The following is a 26,845-nucleotide window of genomic DNA, read 5'->3' as shown; positions in this document are numbered from 1 at the left end:
CTCGCGTGGCTCGTTCCGATTGGATTACGGCAGCCAGGAAACGTGTCCGCGCAGGAAGGTGTAGCCGACATAGGCGACCGTGTCGATCAGCGCGTGCGCCAGCAGCAGCGGCCAGAGCCGGTTCGTGCGCTGCCAGTAGCGCCCGAAGATCAACCCCATCACGATGTTTCCGAGCCCGCCGCCCAGCCCCTGGTAGAGGTGGTAGCTGCCGCGCAGCAGAGCCGAGGCCAGCAGCGAGCGATTCTCCGACCAGCCCAGCGCGCGCAGCCGGGTGATGAGGTAGGCGACCACCAGGACTTCCTCGGCCGCCGAATTGGCCCACGCGGACAGCACCAGCACCGGCAATCGCCACCAGTGCTCGAGTGAACTCGGCACGATGGTGACGCTGACCCCCAGCGCGTGCGCCGTCAGATACAGGCCCAGCCCGGGGATCCCGATCACCGCCGCGAGCAGCAGTCCCGGCATTATGTCGGCGCGCCGGCGCAGCCGCCGCACCAGCCCGATCGCGCGCGGCGCGATCCCGCTGCGCCACAACAGATACAGCCCCAGCGCCGCCCATCCGAGCAGCCTGGCCACGCCGAGCAGCTGGAACAGCAGATCGATGGTCGACTGCGCGGCCCGGGACGGATTCAGCGCCACCGTCTGCCCGCCCACCCCGCCGGGCGAGAGCGCGCTCTCCAGCAGCGACAGCGCCGCGTTGGCCCCGCTCAGCCCGAAGGTGATGGCCAGCACCACCGCGACCTCGAGTTTGATCGCCCGCCGGACCTGCTCGGACGACTCGGGCGTGGGCCAGGTGGGAGCGGATTCAGCAGCCGAGACCATGCCCGTCAATCTAGGCGCGTACACACCGGCCGACACCCCGTGGTGTCTGCGGCGCTTCCATCCCGCCGGGCCCGATCACAAGATCAGCGGCCCGGCATCGGCGGTGGTAACACCACGCCCGCGGCACGGTTGGTCAGATGCGGTGGACACCGCCGCGAAAGGGGTTGCCCGCCAAGGCGTGTACGGCGCGACTCAGGGATTCGATGTCGTCGGCGGGGTGGTCGAAGGGGATGCGGATGTCGTGGTCGGCGTCGATGGCCTCGACCCGGAGGGTGACGCCGTAGCGGTCGATGGCCAGCGGGTGGATGAGGGCTCCGCGGCGCAGGGCGTGCGGGAGGCGCCGGGCCAGGCGGTCGATGACGTCGGCGTGGTCGGCCTGCAGGTGTTGCAGCCAGCCCGCTTCCAAGGCGCAGAACGGGTCGGGCCGGGCGTCGCGGAGCCGATCGCGGTCGACCGAGTCGGCCCCGGAGGTGTCGGCGACGACCGCGGAATCGATGACCAGCCGCAGCAGGGTGGCGGTGTGGCCGACGTCGAGCAGCGCCGGATGCGGGTGGTCGGCGGCGACCGCGCCGGCCAGCGCGCGCTGGGCGTGTGACGGGACGGCGTGCACCCACCCGCGCAGCCAGACCAGGGCGCGCACCCGCTCGCGCAGCGCCAGCGGCGCCTGATCGGTGAGTTCCAGGACCGCCGGGGATCCGTTCGTCCCGCAGCCGAGTACGAGCCCGGCCGCGGTGGAGTTCATGGGTACCGCCACCACCATGTCGCCGCACTGCCGCAGCAGATGCACCGAGGTGGGCGCCGGGTCGAGGCCGGGCAGGGCCAGCATCGCGTTCTCGGCGTGGGCGCAGGCGCTGTGCACGCGTTCGGCGGTTGTGGGTGCGACGAGCTGGGCCGCGGGTGGCATACACACCTCCGGATTGGAATTAGGTAAACCTAAGCTAAGTGACGTGGATCGCGGGCGCAAGGGGTTCCCGGGAGGCCGTCCCGGCGGCGACGAGCCGATCGCTACCGTGAAGGCGTGCCGCACGATTCGTCCCACGCGCCCGAGCCGGTCGCGCTCAGCCTGTCCGTCCCGCCGCGCCCGGCCCGCCGTCTGGCGCAGGACCTGGTCCGGCCCGTCTCCGCCGATCCGGGCGTCGAGGTGCTCGATCCGGGGCTCGACGACGAAGCGGTGTCGGAGTTCCTGGTGCGAATCGTCCACGGCGACAGCGGTTTCGTGCTCCGCACCGATTCCGGCGAGCGGGCGCTGGCGGGCATCGCCGCGACCGTGGCCGCGCTCATCGGCGACGACATCCGGGCCGCGCTGACCTCCCCGGACCTCGAGTTCCTCACCGGGCTGAAGCCGCCCGCGGTCGAGGCGCTGCGTGAGGTGCTGCTGGCCGTCGAGACCGCCGCGGTCGCCGACGTCACCGCGGCGCTGGCCGTGCTCGGTGCCTGATCCGGCCCGGTCGGGGTGCGAAGTTACCCGGGAGTCGGCCAAAGCCGGGGGTGACCGCGCACACGCAAGTAATGTCGTAACCGTGCCGCGCATCGCCTACTTCGGGCCGTCGGGAACCTTTACGGAGATGGCCCTCGCCAAACTGGAGTCCACCGGAACCTTCGATGGGCCGGTCGAGCGCGTCCCCGCGCCGAGCCAGGGGGCGGCGATCGAGCTGGTGCGGGCGGGCAAGGCCGCGGGCGCGGTGGTGCCGATCGAGAGCTCGGTCGAGGGTTCCATCGCGCCGACGCTGGACGCGCTGGCCGTCGGCCCCCGCTTGCAGATCATGGCCGAGACGGATCTCGACGTGGCCTTCACGATCGTGGGCCGCCCCGGCATCGAGCTCGCCGAGGTGCGCCGGATCGCCGCGTATCCGGTCGCGGCCGCCCAGGTCCGCATGTGGCTGGCCGTGAACATGCCGCTCGCCGAGATGTACACCTCCGCCTCCAATGCCGCGGCCGCCGAGGATGTCGCGGCCGGGCACGCCGAGGCCGCCGTCTCCACCGCACTGGCCGGTGAGCGCCTGGGGTTGACCACCCTGGCCGACGGGGTCGCCGATGTCGATCAGGCCGTCACCCGCTTCGTGCTGGTCGCCGCGCCACAGTCCGCGCCCGCGCGCACCGGCGCCGATCGCACCTCGATCGTGCTGGAGCTGGCCAACGAGCCGGGCTCGCTCATGCGCGCCTTCGCCGAATTCGCCACCCGCGGCATCGATCTCACCCGCATCGAGTCCCGGCCGACCCGCACCGGCATGGGCACCTATCGCTTCTACCTGGACTGCGTCGGACACATCGACGACACCGCGGTGGCCGAGGCCCTGAAGGCATTGCACCGCACCGCCGCCCGGATCCGTTTCCTCGGCTCCTGGCCCGCCACCTCGGCCACCGGAACCCCGCCGCCGCCCGACGCACCCGCCTCGGCCTGGCTGGCCGATCTGAAGAAGGGGGTGGCCGACCTGTGACCGGCAAACTCATCCTGGTCCGGCACGGCGAGACCGAGGGCAATGTCGGCAAGATCCTCGACACCCGCCTACCGGGCCTACCGCTCACCGAACGCGGTGTGGCGCAGGCGAAGACCTTCGGTTCGAATCTGGTGACACCGCCGCAGCGGCTGTTCTCCTCGGCGGCGCTGCGGGCCAGGCAGACCGGCGGCTACATCGAGGCGGCCACCGGCGTGCCGCTGGAGGTGCTCGACGATCTGCAGGAGGTGCAGCTCGGTGATCTCGAGGGCTCGAACACCAGGGCCGCGCACGAGGAATTCCAGAAGGTCTACCACGCCTGGCATTTCGGCGATCTGAGCGTCAGAGTGCCGGGCGGCGAATCGGGTGAGGATGTGCTCGCCCGCTATATCCCCGCCCTGCAACGCATTCGCGACGAGTATCTCTCCGAGCCGGACGCCGAGGATGTCATCCTGGTCAGCCACGGTGCGGCCATGCGGTTGGTGTCGCGGGAACTCACGGGTGTGCCAAGGCTTTTCGCGGCGAACAATCATCTCGACAATACCGAGACCATCGAGCTGCTCCCGTTCGAGAACAACCTCTGGGAGTGCACCCGCTGGGGCCGCTACCCCGCCCCGTTCGCCGATGCCATCGCGCCGACCGGCGACGACCCGATGGGCTGACTAGGAGCTCGGGAATTCCGTTCGCAGCGGCAGGGATTCGAGCAGATCCTGCAGGGCGGTGCGGAATCGGGCCGGCGTGCCGGTGGCGAACGAGGTCCACTTGGTACCGTCGTCGGCGGTGGTGGTGATGGCCAGGAACCGTCCGTGCCGGGTGTCGTACATGGCGAGATGGCTGTCGGCGACCTCGCGGGAGCCGTCCCCGTAGAGCACTCCGACGATCTCCGCGTGCGAATCCACCTGCACCAGAGCCGAAGCGATGACCTGTGCGTCGCGGGCCGGGTTGCACACCTTCGCCAGCCGGTTCGCCGTGGCGGTGGCATCACCGGCGTCGTCGAAGATGGGGACCAGGTCCGCGGTGGGCGCGTTCATGCCGGCCAGTTCCAGCGGCTCGGCCGGGCCGAGCGCGGCCAGCACCGTGCCCGCGAGGTCGTGGCTCGCCTCGTCGATCACATACGAACCGGGCCCGCGCAGCGCCACCACCTCGAAGTCCTCGCCCTTGGCCAGGCAGAACCGGTTGACCTGGTCGGCCACGTACCAGCGCACGGCCAGCACCCAGTGCGGCCGGTAGAGCACCCGCAGCCGGGCCGCCAGCTCCGGATGCACCTGGTCGTCGTCGAGCAGGTCGCGCTCGGTCAGCGCGGCGGCCGCCGCGGCCATGGCGGCGTCGTGGTCGGCGGCATTGTCGTAGCGGCCCATGGCGTCCAGCACCACGGGCAGCTCGTCGATCCCCAATGTCTCCTGGAGATACTGCATTTCATCCAGTGACAGCGTCACCGAACCCAGCAGCGACGGTCCGCGCCCCTCGCCGAGGACGGTCACCGGTCGGCCAGCGGATCGCCGCCGATGACCGCGGGCGCGATGACCCGGCCGTCGGCGAACACCTCTGCGGAGCGGCCGTAATCGGCGCCGCGGTGCGTCTCTTCCTCGTCGCTGCCCTGGCTGCCGAGCAGCGGGCTGGTGCCCGAGGACCGGACCGGAGCGGTCGAGGCCGGAGTCGTGGCGACGCTCACCGGTTCCGCCATCATGGGCGCGGCGGGAGCCGGTGTGCCACCGGCGTTTCCGAGGCCCGAGCCCCAGCCGTTGGGAAGCTGCAGGGTGCCGCCGCCGTTGCCGATGCTCACCGACGCGCCGACACCGTTGTAGGACACGGCCTGGGTGGCCAGCGCCCCGCCGCCCACGCCGACGGCCGCGGCGCCCGCACCCGCCGTCGCGGGCATGCTCGCGCCGCCGAGGCCCGGACCCTGGGTGACCGCGTTGGCGACGGCCGTAATGGCCGTGCTCGCAACGTTTCCCGCGCTGGTCACACCGCTGGTGACGACCGTTCCCGCCACCTGGGCGACCTGCGAGAGCGCGCTGGTGACGGCCGGATTCTGGGCCAGCGCCGCGGCCGCGCCCAGCGCCGCCTGGATGGGATCGCTGCTGTTGGCGAAGGCGTCCCCGCCGGCATTGGCATTGCCCGCGCCCATGGCGATGGGCGGCGGCATGAGGAACTGCCCCGGCGTCATCACCATCAGACTCGTCGCGGCCTCGTAGGTTTCCATCACCAGCGCGGCCCGGATGTCGAGGGCGAGCTTGGCGGCCTCGGCGGCTTCGGCGGTGCCGTTGAGCGCGCCGCCGCTGGAGTACGCGGCCACCCGCGCGGCGTCCACGGCCGCGATCTCGGGCAGGCTCGGCATGGCGATGGAGGCCACGGTGTAGGCGGTGGCATTGGCGGCGGCCTTACCGGCCATCACGCCCGCCATCACCGCCTGCTGTTCGGCCCAGCCGGTGAAGACACCGAGGCGGGCGAGCACATTGATGCCGTTCAGTCCTTCGAGTCCGACCCCGATCTCGGCCATGACCCGGGCGACCGTGGTGGTGGCGTCCACCCACGAGGCGGTCAGCGCACTCCAGGCGGAATTGGCGGCCACCAGCGGAATGGCGTGCGTCCCGGCATTGAGGGACACGGAATTCAATTCGGCCATGCGGGGCAGCCAGAACACCCCGGTGATTCCCAGCGTCATGTGTATCTCCCCTCCTACACCTGGATCGCGGCGAGACCGGCGGCGCGCAGGGCGTCCTGGGCCAGGTACTGGGCCAGCTGGCTGCGCAGGGTGGCGGCCGCGTGATGCAGCTCGAGAATGCCCTGGGCAACCGAGTGGTCGTGGGTGAACGCGGCGTTGTTGAAATGCGCGGCGGCCAGGAAGGAGACTTCCTCGGTGCCGGAGGGGAGCACGTGGGTCGCCGGCGCGGTCGCGCTCGCGGCGGCGGCCAGGCGTTCGGCGAGCAGGTCGAGCTCGAGGGCCGCCGCGAGAATCACCTCGGGCTGCACGAGGACATGGCCAACCATGTGCGGGTTCCCTTCTACGTTCCACCCCGGATATGAAGATTGGACGCAGAGGTTTGCTGATCGGTTCCCAGCGCCGCTGTTCAGCCCCATCCCAGCTGATGAAGGCGCTCGTCGTCAATCCCGAAATAGTGGGCAATCTCGTGAATCACTGTGATTGCCACCTCTTCGACCACCTCTTCTTCGCTGTGACACATCTCGAGGATGGCCTCGCGATAGATGGTGATGGTGTCGGGCAGCACGCCCCCGTAGTGGCTGAAGTCCCGGTCGGTGAGGGCGATGCCGTGATAGAGACCGAGCAGGTGGGGGTCCTCGTCGCTGCGCGGCTCGATGAGCACCACCACATTCTCGATCGCCTGTGACAACTCCGACGGGATCAGGTCGAGAGCATCGCCGACCAGTTCCTCGAAGCGGTCGTCGGTCATGCGCACTGCCATGGTGTCGGCTACCGCCGGTTCAGCGTGGCTGGGGGATAACCGGCGGGGACGCACCGGGCAGCGGCGGCGGGGTGTAGCGGCCGTTGTTGGGCGGCGGCACCGGGACCTGGCCGTCGATCTGGATGTCGCCCTTGGCGCTTCCGGTGATCGAGGAGAAGCCTTGGTCGTTGCCCTTGCCGACCATGCAGTTGAGGCTGCGGCTGCCGACCAGCCAGCTGCGCGCGTCCACGTAGTCGAAGAAGACGGTGAGCGTCTTGTCGAGGACCGCGCTGGGGGAGCCGAGGTAGTCGCCCGCGTCCTTGGCGCACTGGTCGGACATGAATTTGTCCTGCTCGTCCTTGGACGGCGGGCCACCATTGAAGTGGGTGCCGAGGTCGACGGTCGACATCATCTCGTAGGTGTGCGGCTGGGTGCAGTCGACGGGCTCGCCGGTGGGCAGGCCGTTCTTGATGCCGATGCAGGTGCCGGTGTCGTAGACCTTGGACTGATTGACGTCGCGGACGCTGCCCGTGGACGTGATGGCGGCCTCGCCGTTGGTCGTCTTGACCTGGAGGCCGCAGCGCAGCGTGCGCTCGCCGGCCTTCCAGCCGTCCTTGCCGGGCTGGATCAGTCCGACGTCGAATTTGCCGCGCGGATCCAGCTTTCCGCCGAGGTAGGCCTGGGAGGCGCTGACGCAGTGCTCATCCCGCAGCTCGGTGAATCGCAGCGAGTCCGGATAGGCCGCGCCCGGCCCGAACTCGCGGCCCGGGTACTTGCTCAGGTCGACCACGCCGGTCACCTCGAACATGTGCTTGCTGCCGCAGTCGAGCTTCTTGAGGTCCGTGGCGCCGGCCTTGGACCAGGTCAGGCAGTCGCCCGCGGCGGCCGTGCCGAAGGCGCTGCCCGCGACCGCGCCGGTGGGCGGGGTGGCCCCCGGCGCGTGCGCCTTCACGCGATTGGAGTCGAAGCCGTTGGAGACGAACATGGTGATGAGCACGGCCAGCGTGACGCCGACCGCCATCGCCAGCAGCCCCCACCGGACCGTCGACGCCGAGAGCGGACCGTTCTTGTCCAGCTTGGATTCCACCGCGCGCACCGGCGACAGCAATCGATCCATCGCCGTCGGCTTGCGACGGTTCGGCGGCCCGGGGCGCTTCGACGAGGAAGACGAGGGCCACTGCGGAGGCATCTTTTGCTCAGGCATCGGTGCCCATCATTGCAGCGCCCTCTCACCCTCGCCACGAACCACCTGCGTTCACGCCCAACTTCGCACCCCGCTCCGTCATTCCGGCGCGGCTTCGGCCGGGATCCACATCGACGGGACATGAACCGGCGGTGTGGATCCCGGCCAAGAGCATGCCGGGATGACGGGGGAATCTCCCTACGACAGGATGAGGTCGGCTGCCTTCTCGCCGATCATGACGGCCGGGGCGTGGGTGTGGCCGCGGGTGATGATCGGCATGACCGAAGTGTCGGCCACGCGCAGGCCCTCGATGCCGCGCACCCGCAGTTGCGGATCCACCACGCTGTTCTCGTCCTTGCTCATGGCGCAGGTGCCGACCGGGTGGTACAGCGTGTGCGAGTGGTCCTCGAGGCAGCGGCGCAGGATCTCCTCCATCGGGGTGTCGGAGGGGACGGCCGGCTGCATGAGGTCGCCGATGTGCGCCTTCATCGAAGGCTGGTGTGCCAGTTCGACACAGGTGCGCAGGCCCGCGAGCAGCGCGGCGCGGTCGGCGGGTTCGGTGCAGTAGCGCGGGTTGATCCGCGGCGCGGTGAACGGGTCGGGCGAGGTGAGGGTGATGCTGCCGATGGATTCCGGCTTGAGCAGCACCGCGGCGAAGGTGAGCGCGTGCCCGTCCGGATCGCCGAGACCCTCGGCGATATAGGGCGCGGGGCCGAAGATGAGTTCGAGGTCGGGCAGGTCGAGATCTTCGCGGCTGCGGGTGAATCCGTAGGCCTCACCGATGTTGGAGGTGAGCTGGCCGCGCCGCAGCACCAGGTAGTTGGCGAGTTCGAGCAGGTTCTTGTCCGCACCGTAGAGGCTGCCCGCGGTGGTGCGGTAGACGATGGGCGCGGCCAGGTGGTCGCGCAGGCCGCGGCCGACCTCGGGCAGATGCCGCACGACCGGGATCTCGAGCTCCTGCAGCCGATCCGCGTCGCCGATGCCCGAGAGCATCAGCAGCTGCGGGCTGTTGATCGCCCCGCCCGACAGCACGACCTCGCGCTTGGCGGTGATCTGCTTGGTCTCGCCGCCGATCCGGAATTCCACGCCGATGGCCCGGGTGCCCTCGAACAAGATTCTGGTGGCGTGGGCGTCGGTGATGACGGTGATATTGCGTCCCTGCTGGCGGGCGGGCCGCAGGTAGGCGTCGGCGGTGCTCCAGCGCGCGCCGCGCTTCTGGGTCACCATGGTCTGCGAGAAGCCTTGCGGCCGGTCCAGATTCGCGCGTTCCACCGGGTATCCGGCTTCGGCGGCGGCCTGCAGGTAGGTGTGGGTGAGCGGGCGCGGGCTGCGCTGGCGGGAGATGTGCAGCGGCCCGTTGCGGCCTTCGCCGGGTTCGCTGGCCTCCTCGACGGTCTCCATCTTCTGGAAGTAGGGGAGCACCGATGCGAAGGACCATTCGGGTCCGGCGTAGCGGGCCCACTCGTCGTAGTCGGCGGCGAAGCCGCGCACCCACATCATGGCGTTCATGGAGGAGGAGCCGCCGAGCATCTTGCCGCGCGGCCAGTACACCCGCCGGTCGCTGAGTTCGGACTGGGGTTCGGTGCGGTAGTTCCAGTCGTTGGGTCCCTCGAAGAGCTGGTTGAAGGCCGCGGGGATGTGCGCGAATTTGTCCTTGTCCTCCCCGCCCGCCTCCAGGACCACGACGCTGGTCCCCGGTCGCTCGCTCAATCGTGCCGCCACCGCGGCCCCCGCTGATCCGGCTCCGACTACGACGAAATCGGCGGTATGCGGGGTGTACTGGGTCATCGTGACTCCTCCGAAAGACCACGGCGGAGCCACTTCCGGACTGCCTGCCGTCCCATGGGCTAACCCTAGGGTGGAAATCGGCCGGTCGTGGGGCGGATGAGCGGACCTACACGAAATTGGGTGGAGCCCGCACACTAGGCTGAGCTGCATGATCGACCTTCGATTCCTGCGGGAAAACCCGGAAGCGGTTCGTGCGTCGCAGCGTGCTCGCGGTGAGGACCCCTCCCTGGTGGACACCCTGCTCGAGGCGGACGCCGCCCGTCGCGCGGCGGTCGCGACGGCCGACAATCTGCGCGCCGAGCAGAAGGCCCTGGGCAAGAAGGTCGGCAAGGCTTCCCCGGACGAGCGCGCCGAGCTGCTCAAGCACGGGCAGGAGCTCTCGGCCAAGGTGAAGGAGGCCGAGGCGGCCGAGAACACCGCCGACGCCGAGATGGTCGCCGCCCAGCGCGCGCTGTCGAACGTCATCCAGGAGGGCGCGCCCGCGGGCGGCGAGGACGATTACATCGTGCTCGACCACGTCGGCACCCCGCGCGAATTCGATTTCGAGCCCAAGGATCACCTGGACCTGGGTGAGTCGCTGGGCATCATCGACATGGAGCGCGGCGCGAAGGTCTCGGGCTCGCGCTTCTACTTCCTCACCGGTTACGGCGCGCTGCTGCAGCTGGGTCTGCTGCAGCTGGCGGCCCAGAAGGCGACGGCCAACGGGTTCACCATGATGATCCCGCCGGTGCTGGTGCGCCCGGAGGTCATGCAGGGCACCGGCTTCCTGGGCCAGCACGCCGCCGAGGTCTACCACCTGGAAGAGGACGACCTGTACCTGGTCGGCACCTCGGAGGTGCCGCTGGCGGGCTATCACTCGGGCGAGATCCTGGATCTGAGCGCCGGGCCGAAGCGGTACGCGGGCTGGTCGTCGTGCTTCCGCCGCGAGGCGGGCAGCTACGGCAAGGACACCCGCGGCATCATTCGCGTGCACCAGTTCGACAAGGTGGAGATGTTCGTCTACACCACGCCGGACCAGGCCGAGGCCGAGCACAAGCGGCTGCTGGCCTGGGAGCAGGAGATGCTGGCCGCCATCGAGGTGCCCTACCGCGTCATCGATGTGGCCGCCGGCGATCTGGGCTCCTCGGCCGCGCGCAAATTCGATTGCGAGGCTTGGGTTCCCAGCCAGCAGACCTACCGCGAGCTCACCTCGACCTCGAATTGCACGACGTTCCAGGCCCGTCGGCTCAATGTCCGGTACCGCGACGAGAACGGCAAGCCGCAGACCGCCGCCACCCTGAATGGCACATTGGCGACAACCCGGTGGATTGTCGCGTTGCTGGAAAACCATCAGCAAGCCGACGGATCGGTGCGGGTGCCCGCTGCGCTGGTGCCTTTCGTCGGTACCGACGTGCTGGTACCGCGCTGAGAATTCGCTACTCGGCGTGGCTTATTCCGGCGGTTGTGTCTACCGCTGGCTGGGCTTATGTCTAGGCTAGGCAGCGTGCGAGGAATCGGGTCTCGCGGCGATACCCGAACCCGGGTGCGGGCGGCATCGGCGCTGGCGACGGCAATGGTCATGGCTCGGACCACCGGTGCGTTCTACGTCATGGGTGGGCTGCTGGGCTTGATCCTGACGGCGGTCGCTCCGGGGGATGAGGGCAATCGACCGCTGGTGGGTGCGGCGGCGTTCGTGGCGCTGCTGCTGGGTATCAGCCTGCTGATCTGGGGTCCGCGGCTGCCGCATTCGGTGCATCACGCCTATGTGGCGACCGCGACCGTGCTGGTGACCGTTGCGGTGCACTGGTTTCCGAACACGGTGGGCGCGATCAGCCTGGCGGCGTTCTATGTCTTCGTCGCCTGCGATGCCGCCATCTTCTTCTCCTGGCGGTGGCTGGGCGCGCATCTGGCGTTCGCCATCGCCATGTGCCTGTGGGTGGTGCCCTCGCGCGGGCTGCCGTGGTGGTCGGGCATCATCCCGGCGGGCATCACCTTCGGAATCGGCATCGTGGTCGGCATTTTGACGCGGATGGCGTCCGACGCCGATATCGACGTGCTGACCGGTCTGCTGAACCGCCGCGGTTTCGACCGCGTGCTGAGCAATGCCATCGCGCACGCCACCCGCACCGGTCAGGGCCTGGCCCTGGTGCTGGTCGACCTGGACCGCTTCCAGAAGATCAACGATCACCTCGGACACCGGGCCGGTGACGCCGTGCTGCAGCGGGTGGCCGACACCTGGTCGAAGCTGCTCGCGCCGGATCAGCGGCTGGCCCGCTACGGCGGTGACGCCTTCGCGCTGCTGCTGCCCGGCACCACCGAGCAGGCCGCGATCCTGTTGACCGAGGAGCTGCGGGCCGCCGTGACCACCGGGTGCTCGGCGGGTGTGACGTCGTGGCAGCCGGGCGAATCCGGGTCGCTGCTGGTGTCGCGCGCGGACGTGGGTCTGTACCGGGCCAAGCAGGCGGGCCGCAATCGCACGGTGCTGGAGTCCTCGCGCCAGCTGCCGCTGGCGGTGGAGCTGCGCGAGGCCATCGACCGCGGGACGCTGGACGTGCAGTACCAGCCGATCGTCTCGCTCTCCGACGGCGCGACCCGCGCGGTCGGCGTGGAAGCCTTGCTGCGCTGGTCTTCTCACGCGCAGCCGGATGTCACCACCGAGGGCCTGATCCGGGTCGCCGAGGAATACGACCTCATCTCCGACCTGGACGAGCTGGTGCTGCGGCGCGCGTGCGCCGACGCCGCCCGGCTGCAGGAGACCTTCGCCCAGCTCGATCTGACCCTGAACGTGAACGTCAGCGGCCTCGAGCTCGCCGAAACCGAGTACGCCGACCGGGTTTCGGGCATTCTCGAGGAGACCGGCTGGCCCGCCGAGCAACTCGTGCTCGAGGTGACCGAGAGCGAACTGGCCGCCGAGTCCGAGACCGCCATCGCGAACCTGCACAAGCTACGCGAGCGCGGCGTCCGGATCGCCATCGACGATTTCGGCACCGGCTACTCCTCGCTGAGCCGCCTGGCCACCCTGCCCTCGGACATCCTCAAGGTGGACCAGTCCTTCGTGGCGGCCATCCGCTCCGATTCGCCCGCGCCGCCGCTGCTGGGCGTGATCGCCGCCCTGAGCAAGTCGCTCGACCTGCAGGTCATCGCCGAGGGCGTGGAGACCGAATACCAGGCCGCGGTGCTGACCGAACTCGGCTTCGCGCTGGCCCAGGGCTACCACTACAGCGACTCGCACCCGGTGTCCGAGCTCATCAACGACCTCAACGACCGGCACGGCCTGGTGGGCGCGGCGGTGTCGGAGGGCGAGGTCTCCACCAATGGCTGGATCCCGCTCGATAATCCGCTCGACGGCAATGGGCCGGGCGCGCAGAATTAGCGCATGCGCCTGGTGATCTACGCCTGTTGATTCGTTCTCCGTAGTGCCCTGCCCCGCGCTCGCACCGAGCGCGGGGGTTCGATACGAGCACCGACCCTTCGCGCGATCCTCTTCGCGTTCACCGCGGACCTGATCCCGCTCTATGCGCTGTACGCGCTGTTGTTCGCCGCGCACGGGCTCGGTGCCGCACAGATCTCCTCGCTGTTCGCCATCTGGTCGGCAACCTCGTTCCTGCTGGAGATTCCTTCCGGCGCATGGGCCGACACGGTGTCGCGTCGCGGTCTGTTGATCCTGTCCGGCGTGCTGCTCGCGGGCGGTTTCCTCAGCTGGACGCTGTTTCCGTCCTACCTGGGTTTCGCCGCGGGATTCATTCTGTGGGGCGCGTCGGGTTCACTGCGCTCGGGCGCCTTCGAGGCCCTGATCTACGACGACCTCACCGCCCGCGCCGCGACCCGTTCCTACCCACGACTCATGGGTTATGTCCGTGCCGCCGCCGAATCCGCCGCTCTGGCGGGCATTCTCGCCGCGGCCCCGCTGTACGCCCTGGGCGGCTACACACTCGTCGCCTGGTCGAGCGTCGGCATGGCGGTGCTGCACACCCTCTCCGCGATCGCGCTGCCGAGCGCGCCGAAATCGGTGTCCGCGGCCGACGTCGAGGACCTGGAGGAGGACGTCGAGGACCTGGCGGAGGACGGATCCGAACACGCTGCGCCGCAGCCGGATTCGTCCGGCTACCTCGCCATGCTGCGCGCCGGTCTGCGGGAAGCCGTGCGTATCCGGATGATTCGCCGCGGCGTGGTGCTGGTCGCCCTGCTGAACGGCATGACCGCCTTCGACGAATACTTCGCGCTGCTGGCCGATCACGCCGGTGCGGGACCGGCGTTGGCGGCGATTCTCGTCGGTGTCACGGTGGCGGGCTCGCTGGCCGGTTCGCTGCTGGCGGGCCGGACCGAGGGCATGCGAACACGCACCATGGCCGGTGTGCTCGCGGTCGCCGGTGTGCTGTTCATCGGCGGCACCCTGCTGGCCGGATCGGCCGCACATCACCCGGCTGCCCTGTATGTGCTGACGGCCGTCGGCTTTTCGGCGGTGGGCATCGCGTACGGCATCGACTTCAACGCCGATGTGATCGCCTCGGCCCGCTTGCAGGACGCCATCGCCGGTCCCGCCCGAGCCACCGTCACCTCGGTGTCAGGCTTCGCCACCGAGGTCGTCGCCCTGCTGGTCTTCGCCTTCGCCGCCCTGGCCACCACATGGTTGTCACTGCCGATGGTCGTCGCATTGCTCGGCATACCGCTGCTGCTGGCAGCCGTGCTCGTCCCGACTTGGCTGCCGGAGTGAGTCAGGTCCCCTCGAAGTAGGCCGAAGATCACCACCGGAAGGAGCGGATCGTCTCTACCTCCCGCAGCGGGCCGGGGGAATTCTGATACCCGCGCCGCCGGTGCGGCGTACGCGCGCAGGCGAGTGTCGCTGCGCATCTCGGCGGTCGGTCAGGCGAACTTCGGAGAGAGGCGGTCCGAATAATGCTCGAATTCTGGTTCATCGCAGTGGCTATGGCCCTCTGTGTCTTGATGGTGGTGTGGATGAACCTCGACCACCCCGTGTCGACGGGGCGGCACGAACGGGATCGGAATATGGTCTCCGCCATTCGCGCCCGCATCAAATCCGAGGACCGCGCGGCCGCCGCCACCCCGAAGTCCGACCGATAGGTCGCCTGCCGCACCCATGAGGGCACAATCAGCCCGTGGCGGTGCGGCGGTGGCTGGGGTTGGTGTTCGGGGGTTCGATTGGTGTGGCCGTAGCTACGCAGGCGCGGATCAATGGGGAGCTCGGGCATCGGCTGGGGGATGGGATCGCGGCGGCGACCATCAGTTTCGGGAGTGGGCTGCTGATCCTCGCGGTGGTGTTCGCGGGGAGCGGGCGGTTGCGGGCCGGGGTGGGGCGGGTGCGGGATGCGCTGGGGTCGGGGGAGCTGCGGTGGTGGCAGCTGGTGGGTGGGCTGTCGGGTGCGTATTTCGTTGCCTGTCAGGGGCTTACGGTGGCGACCATCGGGGTCACGGCGTTCACCGTGGCGGCGGTGGCGGGGCAGGTGGTGAGCAGTCTGGTGGTGGATCGACTGGGGTGGGGGCCGGGCGGGCGGACGCCGGTGACGGCGTGGCGGATTGCCGCGGCGGTGCTGGGGCTGGTGGCGGTGCTGCTCGCGGCGGTGGGGCGGAACGGATCCGGTTCGGTCGGGCATTCGGGGGCCTCGGCGCTGTTGGTGGCGTTGCCGCTGGTGGCCGGGTTGCTGGTGGCCTGGCAGCAGGCGGTGAACGGGCGGGTGGGCGTGGTCGGCGGGCCGTTCTCGGCGACGCTCGCCAATTTCGCGACCGGGACCGCCGCGCTGGTGGTGATCGAGGCCGGGGTGTTGTTCCGCCGCGGAGGTTTCGGCGAGCTGCCCGGCGAACCCTGGCTGTATCTCGGCGGCCTGATCGGGATCGTGTTCGTCGCGCTGGCGGTGCTGGTGGTCCGGGGGATCGGCGTGCTGCTGCTCGGGCTGACGTCGGTGGCCGGGCAGCTGCTGGCGTCGCTGGTCCTGGACGTGGTGGCTCCGACCGGGACGGGTCTCTCGGCCGCGGCGATCGTCGGCTGTGCGCTGACCTTCGTGGCGGTCGCGCTGGCCGCCCGATCGCGCGGCTGAGCAGGACGGGGCGGCGCGCTTCGTCGCACGGGTGAAATCTGTTCCCCGGATTCGTAATTCGCCGTCCATGTGAGTGTGCGATGGTGCGGTATGGCTATCGACTACGCGGTGTGGGCCGCGCGTCTGGTGTTGGCCGTCGTCTTCGGGCTTTCGGCGTGGGGAAAGTTCGCCGACGCGGCCGGTACCCGGAAGGCGGTGGGGGAGTTCGGGATTCCGCTGGCGTGGGTGCCCGCGGTGGCGTGGGGGCTGCCGGGGGTCGAGGCGGCGGTGGCGGTCGCGGTCCTGCCGCCGTGGACGGCGGCCGGTGCGGCGCTGGTGGCGATTCTGCTGCTGGGCATGTTCACCGGTGCGGTGGTGCGGCTGCTCCGGCACGGAAGGCGGCCGGTCTGTTCGTGTTTCGGGGCGGCGAGTGCCGCGCCGATCGGGCGGGGCACGGTGGTGCGCAATATCGTGCTCATCGCGCTGGCCGGGTGGACGCTGGTGGCGACCTTGGCGGAGTCGGAGGTGCCGGGCGCGCTGCCGGTCGATCACGCCGTCGCGATGGCGTTCGCGGCCGGGTTCGCGGCGGTGCTGGTGTCGCTGTGGGGTGAGCTGCGTTCGTTGCGTCGGCGGCTGGACGAGCAGGTGCTGTCGACTCTGGGCGGAGAGGGCCTGCCGCCCGGGGCGGTGGCTCCGGAATTCGAAGTGCTGAAGACCTCGGGCGGCCGCAGCGGACTGCACGAGTTGCTGTCGCCGGGAAAGTCTTTGCTGCTGGTGTTCGTGCACCCGAGCTGTGAGATGTGCGCCGCGCTCGCACGGGAGCTGCCGCGGTGGCAGGCGCGGTCCGCCGATGCGCTGACCATCGCGGTGCTGGGCAACGGTGAGGTGGCCGAGCATGCGGCCTGGGGCCGGGAGCAGGGGCTCGGTGAGATTCCGGTGCTGGTGCAGCAGGGGAACGAGGCCGCGCTGCGGTATCGCGTGCGGGGGACGCCCTCGGGAGTTCTGATCAATGAGCAGGGCCGGGTGGCGGCGCCGGTCGGGCGCGGCGCGATGGCGGTGCGTGACTTGATATTTCAGGCAAAGCGAACTGGCAGCTCGGCGGAGCCCCAAACAAACGGGGCGGTTCTCTAAACCTGTTGGTACGCAATTGAATTAGGCAATTCACCCGGTTTGTGAGCCTTACCATCGAAAGGCAGGTCCTGCCTCCCCCGATCGCTCCGCCGAAGGGAACAATCATGGCCTACTTCGCTTTTACCGATTACTCCGGCAAAGAATTCGTCTTCGAACTCCGAAACGAGCAGCGCATCGAAGAGGCGCGCCGCATCCTGTCCGGTGAGGAGACGATGTCCACCCATGTGATGGGCAGGATTCGCAAGCAGAAGGCGGCGTACAACCCGGGCTGGGACTTCTTCCTCGACCCGGACACCATCACCTTCTTCACCGTGGCCATCGAGGTCTGCGATTCGAGCATGGATTACCTCGAGGAGAACCTCGACGAGGCGTGCGGTGCGTTCCTGCCGGGCTGCTTCTGGTGTCCGTGGTCCTCGCGGCTCACTCGTGAACTGAGTGACTCCGAGATCAACAACTGACGCGGTGAAACCCGGAGTGCGGCCGATACCCGGGACCGGCCGCACCCACCGGGATCAGACCAGCTTCTTCGAGCGCAGCTCGTGGCCCTTGGAGGTCTTGCAGCGACCCGACTCCAGGTCCCACTGCCAGCCGTGCAGGTTGCAGGTCAGCGTGTTGCCTTCCACCACACCGAATTTCGACAGGTCCGCCTTGAGATGCGGGCAGCGGCGCTGCACTTCCCAGCCGTCGAGTTCGGTGGAGGCGGAATCGTCGTGCGCCTCGGAGAACCAGCCGTCGGCATACGCGATGCGCTCGTCGGTGAGGCACTTGAAGAAGGTGTAGAGGAATTCGTTGTAGCCGCCGATGCGCCAGGTGGTGAAGCGCGTGGACAGGAAGATGGTGTTCACCCAGTCCGGCTCGTCGTCGCGCAGCACGGTGCGCACCAGCTCGGGCGCGATGCGGAAGCCGTAGCGGTGCTTGCCTTCTCCCTCGATGGGCTCGCGGACCACGCGCTTGGGGAAGTCCAGCACCACGGTCTCGTCGCCCATGACCAGGCTGACCGGGTAGCCGATACCGTCGCAGATGAGGTCGGACTGCGCCATGATCGGCTCGAACTTGGCCTTGAGCGCGGGCAGCAGCGGCTCGCCCTCGGCCGGGGCCCAGGTGGCCTTCTCGGCGGCCAGCACCGGAGCCATGCGCTGGGCCATGTCCTCGATGTAGGCGGCCTTGTCGCCGTAGATGGTGTCCGGGTCGACCGGGTGGGTGAGCGAATTCAGTTCCTTGCCACGCAGATCCGCGGTCGAGCCGGGGATCATGAGCAGCCCGCCCTCGTTGCCGTGGATCTTCATCTGATCCAGGAACACGATCTGGTCGGGGAAGATATTGCCCTCGTCGCCGTGATCGTCGTTGAGGTAGCGCAGTTCGTCGTCGAGGAAGACCGGCGGGCCGGCGGACGGGACGACCCAGGTGGCCCCGACCTGCTCGATGTAGGAGCGGCAGCGGTCCATGCCGCGCTGGCGCTTCTGCTTGCCGAAGTTGGCCTTGGTCTTGGTCGGAATGTCGTAGACCATCGGGTACCAGATGGCGCCGGAGTACTGCAGCAGGTGGATGTCCACGTGCCCGAAGTTCTCGTGCAGGACATCCATGTCGACGGGCCGCGCGTCGTTCATGTTGAAGCACACGGTTTCCCCGTCGGAGACGACCAGGGCGGAGTCGCCGATCGGTCCGTCGGCGGGCGCGCGCAGCGCGATGATCATGATGTCGAGGTCGCCGCCGGGACCGGTGATCGTGGTCTTGACCGAGTCCTCGGTCTCCACGAACTTGGTGAAGCCGAGCTTCTCCAGTTCCCGCTTGAGGTCCGGCACCGGGTAGTCGGGCAGCAGGACGGTGGCGTCCTTGTTGACCTTGTCCGCGAGGTGCTTGGCGTCCCAGTGATCGCGGTGCAGGTGCGAGACGTAGAGGAAATCGCAGTTGCCGAGCTCGTCCCAGTCCAACTGGGTGTTGTCGGGGAACGGGAACCACGATCCGAAGTAGGCGGGGTTGACCCAGGGATCGCAGAGGATCGTCCCGGCCGCGGTGCGAATGTGGAATCCGGCGTGTCCGACGCTGGTGATCTGCACGAGCTTCATTCCTCCCTGACCGTTACCAGCCACCCAGACTACCGACTAGCCGGAGACGTCGCCGATGCAGTAACCCTCGGAGCCCGACTTCAAGGTGTATATCTGCTTTGTCTGATTACCCGTCCCGGTGGTGACCGGCACGGACACGGTGATGTACCCGCCGCGCGGCCACTCCGATTTGATGGACTGGTCCACGAAGGTCTTTACCGTGCCCGGCTTCGACGGGTTCACCGCCAGCGGCACATTCGACGGTTTGCCGGTGCCGTCCGGATCCCAGGTGCGTCCGGCCGCGCAGATCAGCGGATACGCGTCCTCCCGGTCGGCGGGGTCGAGCGGATTGCCGGTGGCACGGGATAGGAAGCGCCGCACCGTGTGTCGCGCGTCGGCGTCGTTGAATCCGGCCTCGCCGCCGGTCGGGTACACGTGCGGGCAGGCGTAGCCGGTGGCGATGTCGCGATCTTGCGCGGTGACGATCACCTCGGTGTTCTGCCAGGTCACCGCGTTTTCGCTGATGCTACCGGGCCCGGCCAGCGCGTCGAGGATGGTTTGCGGCTCGGCGTACATGGCGTGCACGTTGCGCGGGGCCATGGTCCAGCAGCGGCCGGCCAGTTCGTCCAGCCCCCTGCCGCGCAGATCGGCCGCCCAGCGGGCGACGGCCGCCGCGGCCTCCGGCCTGCCGGGCACCGAGCCGACGCCACCGATCGCCGCCGCGGGCGCGGTCCGGGTATCGGTGACGGTCTGCGCGGCATCGCCGGAGTCCGCGTGCCAATCGGTTCCCTCGATCCCGACATGCGAATCGCAGCCCGCGCCGAAGCACGCCGCGCCGATCAGCAATGTCCCGAGCAGCCCCTTGCGGAGATGTGCACGCGGCGCTGTCCGGCCGCTGCTTGTCAAGGGCACCGTCACTCCTGCGAACCTCTTTCAGTGTCTGGAAGTCACATCAATCAAGAAGGTGTTGCCTGGATCACTGGATGCCGCGCGGGCAGCGACTACGCTAGCGGACTTGTGGAACCCGTCTACTACCCCGTCATCGGGCTGGCCCGCACCGTTTTCGCGGCACAGGGCCTGAAGTTCACCGTCAAGGGTGACGAAAACATTCCGGCGACCGGTGGTGCGGTGATCGCGATCAACCACACCGGTTATATGGACTTCACCTACGCGGGTCTGCCCGCGCGCACCGTGAAGCGCTACATCCGCTTCATGGCCAAGAAGGAAGTCTTCGACAACTCCATCTCCGGCCCGATCATGCGCGCCCTCAAGCACATTCCGGTCGACCGGTCCGCGGGCGCGGACTCCTACCACGAGGCCGTCGACCGCCTGCGCTCCGGCGAACTGGTCGGCGTCTACCCCGAAGCCACCATCAGCCGCAGCTTCGAGATCAAGGAATTCAAGTCCGGCGCGGCCCGCATGGCCATCGAGGCGAACGTCCCCATCATCCCCATGGTCATCTGGGGCGCCCAGCGCGTCTGGACCAAGGGCTTCCCGAAACGCCTGGGCCGCACCAACACCCCCATCTCCATCGCGGTAGGCAAGCCCATCCAGCCCTACGAGCCCGCCTCGGCCCTGACCGAAGAGCTCCACAAGACCATGGAATCCATGCTCCTGGACCTCCAAAAGGACTACACCCACGAGCCCGGCGCCTACTGGGTCCCCGCCCGCCTCGGCGGCAGCGCCCCCACCCTGGAGGAAGCCAACGCCATGGACGCCGCCGAAGCCGCCGAAAAAGCAGCCCGCCGCACCAAACCCGAATAAGCACTGAAACCGCAAACGGCCTGTCCCTGGGAGGAGCACCCCCGGGACAGGCCGTTCGGTTCACACCGGCCGTGCAGTCTTCGTGATGCGTCCGATCGCGTCGTACTTCTCGAAATAACTTGTGTCATCGGAGCTTCCCCACCGCAGATGTGCGACGAGGAACCGCTCCCCATTCGACAACGTGATCCCCCGGTCGGTAGCCACCTCGATCCGACATTCGACCACCTCCCGCCCGGTCACCCGAAACCGAACCACCGCACCCGGTTTCGCCCACGAGGGCAGCTTGCGCGAATCCCGCCGCGGAAGGTCTTCGGGCGCGATGTACGGATTGGTCATGTCCTCACCCGGCCCGATGCCTGCCGTGCGCCCGATGCCGGTTCTCTAGCGGAACCTGACGCAACTCAACGCCTCCGGCCATGACCAGCGGCCCACCTGTCGCTGGAGGGATCTGGGGGCTGTCGTAGTCGATACTCCAACGAACACCTGCGACGAGGGCAACGCAGCAGGCGATTGCCAGTAGCGAAATCCATGTGTCCATGTCCTCAGCTCACAGCGAAACCATGTGCTGAACAACGGAATTTGGATAATTCACCGTGGCTGCCTCAAGCGACCACGATAGAATTCACGCACGCTCATCGCGCGATCCAAGACTGCTCGAACGTCATCCAGTATGCGAATGTTTCACATTCACATAGGAGGGAAGATGTCTCAGAACGGGTCCACAATCCCTCGACGGCAACTCGGTCGGCACCTACGCGACCTACGACAGCAGTCCGGCATGACGATCGCCAACGTCGCCAAGGCGATCGAACGGGGCGACTCGACAGTCCAACGGCTGGAGACCGCCGATCCTGCCGTGCGGATACGACTCTGGGACATCGAAGCCATCTGCCGCGTACTCGGTGCCGATGAAACCACGACTGAGGGGCTGAAGGGACTCGCACAGCAGGCCAACACCAAGCATTGGTGGCACGAGTACGGCGATGTGATTCCGGAGGATTTCGATGTTTACATCGGACTGGAAGCCGATGCCAAGAAGCTGACCTCATACGCCGAACTCGTTCCCGGACTGGCACAAACCGCCGACTTTGCACGGTCGCTGTTCACAACCGTCCATCCCGAGGCGACATCCGTCGAGATCGACCGCCGCGTCGAGATCCGCATGAATCGCCAAGTGCTGTTCACCCGCAAAGCACTTCCGATCGAGGTTGACATGGTCCTGGATGAATCGGTGCTGCACCGCGTGATCGGTAGCGCCAAGATCATGGCCACCCAACTCCGTCGCCTCGCCGACCTGAGTACCCGCGACAACTTCTCGATCAGGGTGCTTCCCTTTGCGGCGGGCCTCCCGCTCGGTGACCTGACAGGACCGTTCATCGTGCTGGATTTCGGGATCGATGGAAACGGTCAGATCGTCGAGCCGACCGTCGTCTACGTTGAGAGTTACACGGGAGCAATGTATTTCACTGACCAACGTGTGGTCGAGCGCTATCAACGCGCCGCCGCCAGGCACCGAAGCCTAGCGTTGGGCGAGCAGGCCAGCAGGGATCTGCTCCGCAAGGCAGCAAGGGAGTTCGCAACGTGAACATCGACTGGTCCGAAGCGGAATGGCACAAGAGCACATACAGCGGCGGCAGCGGCGGAGAGTGCGTCGAAGTCGCATTCGCAGGCGGCCGGGTCGGAGTCCGCGACTCCAAGGACCCGGCAGGCCCCAACCTGGTTTTCGCAGGCGCGGATTGGGACGAATTTCTCGGCAGCAAAATCTGGCAACGCTGATCCTGGAGCCGGAAGAACGGTTAGCCACGATGTACAACCTGTCCGGTACGGACACCCGCCTCCGCAACGCCCTATTCCGCAAGAGCACCAAGAGCGGCAACGGCCCCGACTGCGTCGAGGTTGCCTTCCTGGCCGATGGCGATATTGCAGTGCGCCACTCGAAAGCCAGGGACGGACATGTTCTCGTCTACACGCCCGGCGAATGGGATGCCTTCACCGCGGGCGTCCGGGATGGCGAATTCGACCGGCCGTAATCGGCGCGCCGACTACGAGCATGCACTGAGGAACATCAATGCCCGATTCGTCGCACCTCACTGCATGCCGGTGGAGCTCGGAGAGTGTCGGTACTGCTGATTCGTACGCTTGTGCGAGTCGATGCACCGTGATTGACTTGTCTGCCAAAGGATCTGGTGACGCTGGAAGTCTTCGGCGCGCCACGAAAATACCCCTTCCCAGCACGGCTCACGATGGACAAGGAAGGTGCCGTGAAGCTTCTTCTCACCTCCGGTGGTGTCAGCAATCAGAGCATTCGTGACGCACTGGTCGACATGCTGGGCAAACCCATCTCCGAGTCCACTGCTCTGTGCATCCCCACCGCGATGTACGGCGGACTGCCCGGGACCGCTGTCCTGACGTGGCGGCAGATTGCCGGGCAGAGCCCCAACCCCATGGTCGAACTCGGGTGGAAGTCCGTGGGAATGCTGGAGTTGACCGCGCTGCCCAGCATCGACTCAGAGAACTGGGTCCCCATGGTCCGGGAGACCGACGCCCTGCTGGTGTGTGGCGGTGACGTCTTGTATCTGCACCACTGGATGCGCGCATCCGGACTGGCGGATCTGTTGCCTTCGCTGAGCCGGACGGTCTATGTGGGACTGAGCGCCGGCAGCATGGTGATGGCCCCGAATGTCGGGGAAGAGTTCGTCGGCTGGAGGCCGACCGAGGCCGGCGACCACACGCTCGGCATGGTCGGATTCTCGATGTTCCCACACCTGGACAACGTGAGGTGTCCGGAGAACACCATGGCCGACGCCGAGAAATGGGCCGCGCGTATGCCGGTTCCGGGGTATGCGGTCGATGACGAGACGGCTATCAAGGTGGTGGATGGTGCCATCGAAGTCATCTCCGAGGGGCACTGGAAGCTCTTCGACCAGCCAGGTCGATAGTGCGGCCGCCGTTTTCCGCGATCGAGCCCCATGCGTCAGGCTTGCTGGATGTCGGCGACGGCAACCGGATCTACTGGGAAACCAGCGGGAATCCGGCCGGTCGGCCCGTGTTGGCAGTGCACGGTGGTCCCGGTGGCGGTGGACACCGCGGAGCTCGTAAACAGTTCGATCCCAACGTGTTCCGGATTGTCCTGTTCGATCAGCGCGGTTGTGGTGAGAGCCTGCCGCACGCCTCCGATCCCCGCGTTGACATGGCACATAACACCACTGAACATCTGTTGGCCGATATGGAGCGGTTGCGTGAGCACCTCGTTATCGAGCGCTGGGTGCTCTACGGCGGTTCGTGGGGTTGCACCCTCATCCTCGCCTACGCCGAGCGTCACCCGGAGCGGGTCATCGGAATCGTGCTGGTCGGGGTGACCATGGCTCGTCCACAGGAGATCGACTGGCTCTACGGCGGACTGCGGCTACTCCTACCGATCGAGTGGGAACGATTCCGGAGCGAGGCACCCGCCGCATACCGGGGCGGAAATCTGGTCGAGGGCTACAGGCAGTTGATGGAACATCAGGATCCGGCTGTGCGCGAGCGGGCCGCGCGAGAGTGGTGCGCCTGGGAGGATGCGGTGATCGCACATGAAACCCTGGGCGCGCCAGGTCAATACAGTGCGAAGCTCGATGCGGCGCGCTTGGCTTTCGTGCGGATCTGTACTCACTATTTCGCACACGCGGCCTGGCTCGACGACGACCGGTTACTGCGTGACGCACACCAGCTTGCCGGAATCCCCGGCATCCTGATCCATGGCCGACTCGACCTGTCCGCGCCGGTGCGCACGGCCTGGGAACTCGCGCAAGCCTGGCCAGACGCGGAACTGCGGATCATTGACGACTCCGGGCACACTGGCAGCCCGGCCATGGTGGCGAGCATCTACGATGCCGTCGCCCGATTCGCCGATTGAGCCCTGTTCAGCTCGGGTCGGAGCCTCGGATGGTGGCCAACCAGGTCGCTGCTGCCGCCGCGACCAGTGTCGCGGCCACGAAGGCCGACCACCCGCCGCCCGATGCGTACACCCACAGCAAACCCGCGAACGGGCCGACGACCGCCGATTGTGCGTCCAACAGGAGTCTGCGGCCAAGTCCGGTGCGCGTCAGCGCTTCCGGGTCCGGCCGCACCGGATTGTCGATCAGCCGACCCACCGGCTCCGAATTGCGTACTCGCCCGGACGGATACACCCGATGCCCTTCGACGAACACCATCCGCCCGGCCAATTCGGCCGAGTCCTGCGTGAGCGTCACCAGTTTGGGATCGAAATACACCGGCAGCCAACGGTCCCTCCCGCCTACGGTGAATTCCAGCCAGGACCGGCTGACAAGCCGATGCTGCTGTCGCACCCGCCGCACCGCCACCTCACGGCGCTCGGCCCCGCCGGGCACCCCGACGGGTAGATACCCGAGCGCCATCGCGAACCGAAACCCTGTGTAACCCAGGATGATCAGGGTGACAGTGCCGAGCATGGCCACCTGGTCCGGATCGGCGAACGGGACCCAGGCGAGCGTGATCGCCAGGGTCCCGATCGTCACGAGCGCCGGATAGGCCAGAGGCTGACCCATCCGGGAATTCACTTCAGGAAGCCGATTTTCGTGTAGTCCAGGCTCAGCAGACCGGGCGCACCGTAATTGGCGAGGTTAGCGCGCACGCCGATATTGGCCGGCGACTGGATCAGCGGCAGGGAGTGTCCCTCTTCGAAGACCTTCTTGTCGACCTGGTTGGCCATTTCCATCGCCTTCTGCGGATCCAGCTCGGAGACGGTCTGCTCGATCAGGTTGTTGATCTCCTCGGAGCCGATGTGGCCGTAGTTGCCCTGCCAGTCGTCCGGGTGATAGCCCCAGATCTGGTCGAGACTGCCGAGCGGGAACAGATCACCGACCCAAACGAACTGCGCTACATCGAAATCACCGGTCTTGATGTACTTGGGGAAGAAGTCCTGCCCCGGCTTGGTGTCGATGGTGAGCTTCACGCCGATCCGGTCGAGGTTCTGCTGCATGATCTGCGCCAGCTGCACCCAGTAGTCCTGGTTGTACATGACGTCGCGGATCTCGAGTTTGCGACCGTCCTTTTCCCGGGTACCGCCGCCGGGCGGGACCTTCCAACCAAGAGCATCGAGTTCCTTGGCCGCGGCGTCGGGGTCGAAGCCCAGCGAGTTGTCCTGGTAGCCCTTTTGGTTCGTGAGGTAGATGTGGTTGTTGAGCGGCTTGGGATCGATGACCAGACCGTTCTCCATGGCTGTCGCGATGCCCTGCCGGTCGATGGCCTTGCTGATGGCCACCCGGAGCGCGGGATCGGCCAGGATGGAACCGGGCGCGCCGTTGAAGGTCAGGTGCGACCACTGGCTGCTGTTGGCCCGCCGGATGGCGACGCCCGCGGTGCCTTGGGCGGACTTGAGTTCGTCGCGGCTCGCCAGGCCTACGGCGTCGATCTCATTGTTCTGCAGCGCGGGAACCATGGCCTGGGCGTCGAGGACGCTGAAGGTGATGGTGTCCAGTTTCGGTGTATTACCCCACCATTTCGGATTGCGGCCCAGCGTGATTCGACCCTGTCCACGATCGACGGACTGGACGATGAACGGGCCCGCGCTGGCACCCATGGCATTCACGAAGCCCGTGTTGAATGCTTCGGGGGTCCCCGTCACGGATTTCGGGTAGAGGAAGCTGTTGCCCGCGAACTGGCCCCGCCATTCACCGAAATGCTTGTTGAAAGTGACAACGGCCTGGCGATCGTCGACGCCGCGCTCAACCTTCTCGACACGGTCCCAGCCTTGGGTGTTGTTGATCTGGAAGGCCTTGTTCCGCCCGCTCAGCGCATTGGCTTGCGCAGAGATGTCTTCCCAGGTGATCGGGGTGCCGTCCGACCAGATCGCCTTGGGATTGATGGTATAGACGACCGTCTCGGGGTTGGAATTGGTGAGCTGGACGTCGGTGAAGTAGTCGGTGTCCACCGAGAGGTTACCCGCCGCATCGGATTTGAACGCTCGCGGCATCGTCGACCGTTCGACGCCCATGACCTCAGCGTCGTTACCGTCGATTTGGAGAGTGTTCCAATTGGAGGGAAGCGCGGAGATCGCGAGCCGCAGATTGCCGCCATCACGTAGGTCAGCGACATCATGAGGGTTGATGTCGCTGGTGGATCCGAGGTCGGATGCCACCGCGCTGGAATTGTCGTTGCCGCCACCGCAGCCGGTCGCGACAATCGACACGGCCACCAGTGGGACCGCGAGCTTGATCCCGATCGAGCGAATCCTCACCGGTTGCTCCTTCCGTCGGAGTTC

The 26,845-nt window shown here is 67.5% G+C and carries 28 protein-coding genes; 16 read left to right on the top strand and 12 right to left on the bottom strand.

What is annotated here, in order from left to right:
* Nucleotides 1–24: 24 nt before the first annotated feature.
* Nucleotides 25–822 carry a CPBP family intramembrane glutamic endopeptidase gene (locus GPX89_RS21395; protein WP_157389409.1) on the bottom strand — a complete coding sequence of 266 codons (798 nt, stop codon included), beginning with the start codon at nt 820–822 and terminating at the stop codon, nt 25–27.
* Between the two features lie 133 nt (nt 823–955).
* Nucleotides 956–1,726: a DUF2470 domain-containing protein gene (locus GPX89_RS21390; RefSeq protein ID WP_198347531.1), complete on the bottom strand. Its 771-nt coding sequence runs from the start codon at nt 1,724–1,726 to the stop codon at nt 956–958.
* A gap of 114 nt (nt 1,727–1,840) precedes the next feature.
* Between GPX89_RS21390 and GPX89_RS21385 the strand changes: the two genes are divergently transcribed.
* The 3 genes from GPX89_RS21385 to GPX89_RS21375 all read left to right on the top strand — a co-directional run bounded on the left by GPX89_RS21385 (nt 1,841) and on the right by GPX89_RS21375 (nt 3,919).
* Nucleotides 1,841–2,260, top strand: coding sequence for a hypothetical protein (locus GPX89_RS21385; RefSeq protein WP_328602130.1), 420 nt, complete (start codon nt 1,841–1,843; stop codon nt 2,258–2,260).
* An 82-nt stretch (nt 2,261–2,342) separates the two neighbouring features.
* Complete coding sequence (gene pheA / locus GPX89_RS21380; protein WP_328602129.1) at nt 2,343–3,260, top strand: prephenate dehydratase; 918 nt, start codon at nt 2,343–2,345, stop codon at nt 3,258–3,260.
* Nucleotides 3,257–3,919 (top strand): histidine phosphatase family protein, encoded by a 663-nt coding sequence (locus tag GPX89_RS21375; protein ID WP_328602128.1) that lies wholly within the window; start codon nt 3,257–3,259, stop codon nt 3,917–3,919. Before pheA ends, GPX89_RS21375 begins: the two co-directional genes overlap by 4 nt.
* On the opposite strand, the gene GPX89_RS21370 is transcribed toward GPX89_RS21375, so the two are convergent.
* The 6 genes from GPX89_RS21370 to GPX89_RS21345 all read right to left on the bottom strand — a co-directional run bounded on the left by GPX89_RS21370 (nt 3,920) and on the right by GPX89_RS21345 (nt 9,632).
* Nucleotides 3,920–4,738, bottom strand: a complete 819-nt coding sequence (locus GPX89_RS21370; protein WP_328602127.1) for an ESX secretion-associated protein EspG — start codon at nt 4,736–4,738, stop codon at nt 3,920–3,922.
* Complete coding sequence (locus tag GPX89_RS21365; RefSeq protein WP_157389408.1) at nt 4,735–5,922, bottom strand: PPE domain-containing protein; 1,188 nt, start codon at nt 5,920–5,922, stop codon at nt 4,735–4,737. The genes GPX89_RS21370 and GPX89_RS21365 overlap by 4 nt, the downstream gene beginning before the upstream one ends.
* A 14-nt stretch (nt 5,923–5,936) precedes the next feature.
* On the bottom strand, nt 5,937–6,248 hold the full coding sequence (locus tag GPX89_RS21360; RefSeq protein WP_157389407.1) for a PE domain-containing protein: 312 nt from the start codon (nt 6,246–6,248) through the stop codon (nt 5,937–5,939).
* Nucleotides 6,249–6,328: 80 nt separating this feature from the next.
* Nucleotides 6,329–6,682, bottom strand: coding sequence for a metallopeptidase family protein (locus GPX89_RS21355; RefSeq protein WP_157389406.1), 354 nt, complete (start codon nt 6,680–6,682; stop codon nt 6,329–6,331).
* Between the two features lie 19 nt (nt 6,683–6,701).
* Nucleotides 6,702–7,778, bottom strand: a complete 1,077-nt coding sequence (locus tag GPX89_RS21350) for a septum formation family protein (RefSeq protein ID WP_157389405.1) — start codon at nt 7,776–7,778, stop codon at nt 6,702–6,704.
* A 264-nt stretch (nt 7,779–8,042) separates the two neighbouring features.
* Nucleotides 8,043–9,632 (bottom strand): GMC family oxidoreductase, encoded by a 1,590-nt coding sequence (locus tag GPX89_RS21345; protein WP_157389404.1) that lies wholly within the window; start codon nt 9,630–9,632, stop codon nt 8,043–8,045.
* A 148-nt stretch (nt 9,633–9,780) separates the two neighbouring features.
* Here GPX89_RS21345 and serS point away from each other — a divergent pair, with 148 nt between their 5' ends.
* The 7 genes from serS to GPX89_RS21315 all read left to right on the top strand — a co-directional run bounded on the left by serS (nt 9,781) and on the right by GPX89_RS21315 (nt 17,232).
* Entirely contained in the window at nt 9,781–11,040 is a 1,260-nt protein-coding gene (gene serS, locus GPX89_RS21340; RefSeq protein WP_157389403.1) for a serine--tRNA ligase, read from the top strand.
* Nucleotides 11,041–11,115: 75 nt separating this feature from the next.
* On the top strand, nt 11,116–12,984 hold the full coding sequence (locus GPX89_RS21335; RefSeq protein WP_328602126.1) for a putative bifunctional diguanylate cyclase/phosphodiesterase: 1,869 nt from the start codon (nt 11,116–11,118) through the stop codon (nt 12,982–12,984).
* An 81-nt stretch (nt 12,985–13,065) separates the two neighbouring features.
* Complete coding sequence (locus GPX89_RS21330) at nt 13,066–14,325, top strand: MFS transporter (RefSeq protein WP_407939477.1); 1,260 nt, start codon at nt 13,066–13,068, stop codon at nt 14,323–14,325.
* 242 nt (nt 14,326–14,567) lie between these two features.
* A complete protein-coding gene (locus tag GPX89_RS45510) occupies nt 14,568–14,693 on the top strand; it encodes a hypothetical protein (protein ID WP_268893339.1) in 126 nt (41 codons plus the stop codon).
* 35 nt (nt 14,694–14,728) lie between these two features.
* Nucleotides 14,729–15,664 (top strand): DMT family transporter, encoded by a 936-nt coding sequence (locus GPX89_RS21325; RefSeq protein WP_328602125.1) that lies wholly within the window; start codon nt 14,729–14,731, stop codon nt 15,662–15,664.
* A 90-nt stretch (nt 15,665–15,754) separates the two neighbouring features.
* Nucleotides 15,755–16,774, top strand: coding sequence for a MauE/DoxX family redox-associated membrane protein (locus tag GPX89_RS21320; protein WP_157389402.1), 1,020 nt, complete (start codon nt 15,755–15,757; stop codon nt 16,772–16,774).
* A 104-nt stretch (nt 16,775–16,878) separates the two neighbouring features.
* Nucleotides 16,879–17,232 (top strand): BP74-related protein, encoded by a 354-nt coding sequence (locus tag GPX89_RS21315; protein WP_157389401.1) that lies wholly within the window; start codon nt 16,879–16,881, stop codon nt 17,230–17,232.
* Between the two features lie 54 nt (nt 17,233–17,286).
* Here GPX89_RS21315 and GPX89_RS21310 read toward each other — a convergent pair whose 3' ends face one another.
* Both GPX89_RS21310 and GPX89_RS21305 read right to left on the bottom strand, forming a co-directional pair.
* The gene (locus GPX89_RS21310; RefSeq protein ID WP_328602234.1) at nt 17,287–18,831 is read right to left on the bottom strand and encodes a Rieske 2Fe-2S domain-containing protein; all 1,545 of its coding nucleotides are present in this window, start codon (nt 18,829–18,831) and stop codon (nt 17,287–17,289) included.
* Nucleotides 18,832–18,876: 45 nt separating this feature from the next.
* Complete coding sequence (locus GPX89_RS21305; protein WP_157389399.1) at nt 18,877–19,731, bottom strand: hypothetical protein; 855 nt, start codon at nt 19,729–19,731, stop codon at nt 18,877–18,879.
* 105 nt (nt 19,732–19,836) lie between these two features.
* Here GPX89_RS21305 and GPX89_RS21300 point away from each other — a divergent pair, with 105 nt between their 5' ends.
* The 6 genes from GPX89_RS21300 (at nt 19,837) to pip (ending at nt 24,478) form a co-directional block, all read left to right on the top strand.
* Nucleotides 19,837–20,583, top strand: a complete 747-nt coding sequence (locus tag GPX89_RS21300; RefSeq protein WP_328602124.1) for a lysophospholipid acyltransferase family protein — start codon at nt 19,837–19,839, stop codon at nt 20,581–20,583.
* Between the two features lie 670 nt (nt 20,584–21,253).
* Entirely contained in the window at nt 21,254–22,168 is a 915-nt protein-coding gene (locus tag GPX89_RS21295) for a helix-turn-helix domain-containing protein (protein ID WP_328602123.1), read from the top strand.
* On the top strand, nt 22,165–22,359 hold the full coding sequence (locus GPX89_RS21290) for a DUF397 domain-containing protein (RefSeq protein WP_328602122.1): 195 nt from the start codon (nt 22,165–22,167) through the stop codon (nt 22,357–22,359). The genes GPX89_RS21295 and GPX89_RS21290 overlap by 4 nt, the downstream gene beginning before the upstream one ends.
* 29 nt (nt 22,360–22,388) lie before the next feature.
* Nucleotides 22,389–22,613 (top strand): DUF397 domain-containing protein, encoded by a 225-nt coding sequence (locus GPX89_RS21285; protein WP_157389396.1) that lies wholly within the window; start codon nt 22,389–22,391, stop codon nt 22,611–22,613.
* Nucleotides 22,614–22,769: 156 nt separating this feature from the next.
* Nucleotides 22,770–23,522, top strand: coding sequence for a Type 1 glutamine amidotransferase-like domain-containing protein (locus GPX89_RS21280; protein ID WP_198347530.1), 753 nt, complete (start codon nt 22,770–22,772; stop codon nt 23,520–23,522).
* Complete coding sequence (gene pip, locus GPX89_RS21275; RefSeq protein ID WP_328602121.1) at nt 23,522–24,478, top strand: prolyl aminopeptidase; 957 nt, start codon at nt 23,522–23,524, stop codon at nt 24,476–24,478. Before GPX89_RS21280 ends, pip begins: the two co-directional genes overlap by 1 nt.
* Nucleotides 24,479–24,485: 7 nt before the next feature.
* On the opposite strand, the gene GPX89_RS21270 is transcribed toward pip, so the two are convergent.
* Together GPX89_RS21270 and GPX89_RS21265 are read right to left on the bottom strand one after the other, a co-directional pair.
* Nucleotides 24,486–25,100 (bottom strand): hypothetical protein, encoded by a 615-nt coding sequence (locus GPX89_RS21270; RefSeq protein WP_328602120.1) that lies wholly within the window; start codon nt 25,098–25,100, stop codon nt 24,486–24,488.
* 38 nt (nt 25,101–25,138) lie between these two features.
* A complete protein-coding gene (locus GPX89_RS21265; RefSeq protein WP_328602119.1) occupies nt 25,139–26,821 on the bottom strand; it encodes an ABC transporter family substrate-binding protein in 1,683 nt (560 codons plus the stop codon).
* Nucleotides 26,822–26,845 lie beyond the last annotated feature (24 nt).

It is taken from the genome of Nocardia terrae, from assembly GCF_009760405.1.
Lineage (GTDB): Bacteria > Actinomycetota > Actinomycetes > Mycobacteriales > Mycobacteriaceae > Nocardia > Nocardia terrae.
This window is presented reverse-complemented; position numbering and strand designations above follow the sequence as displayed.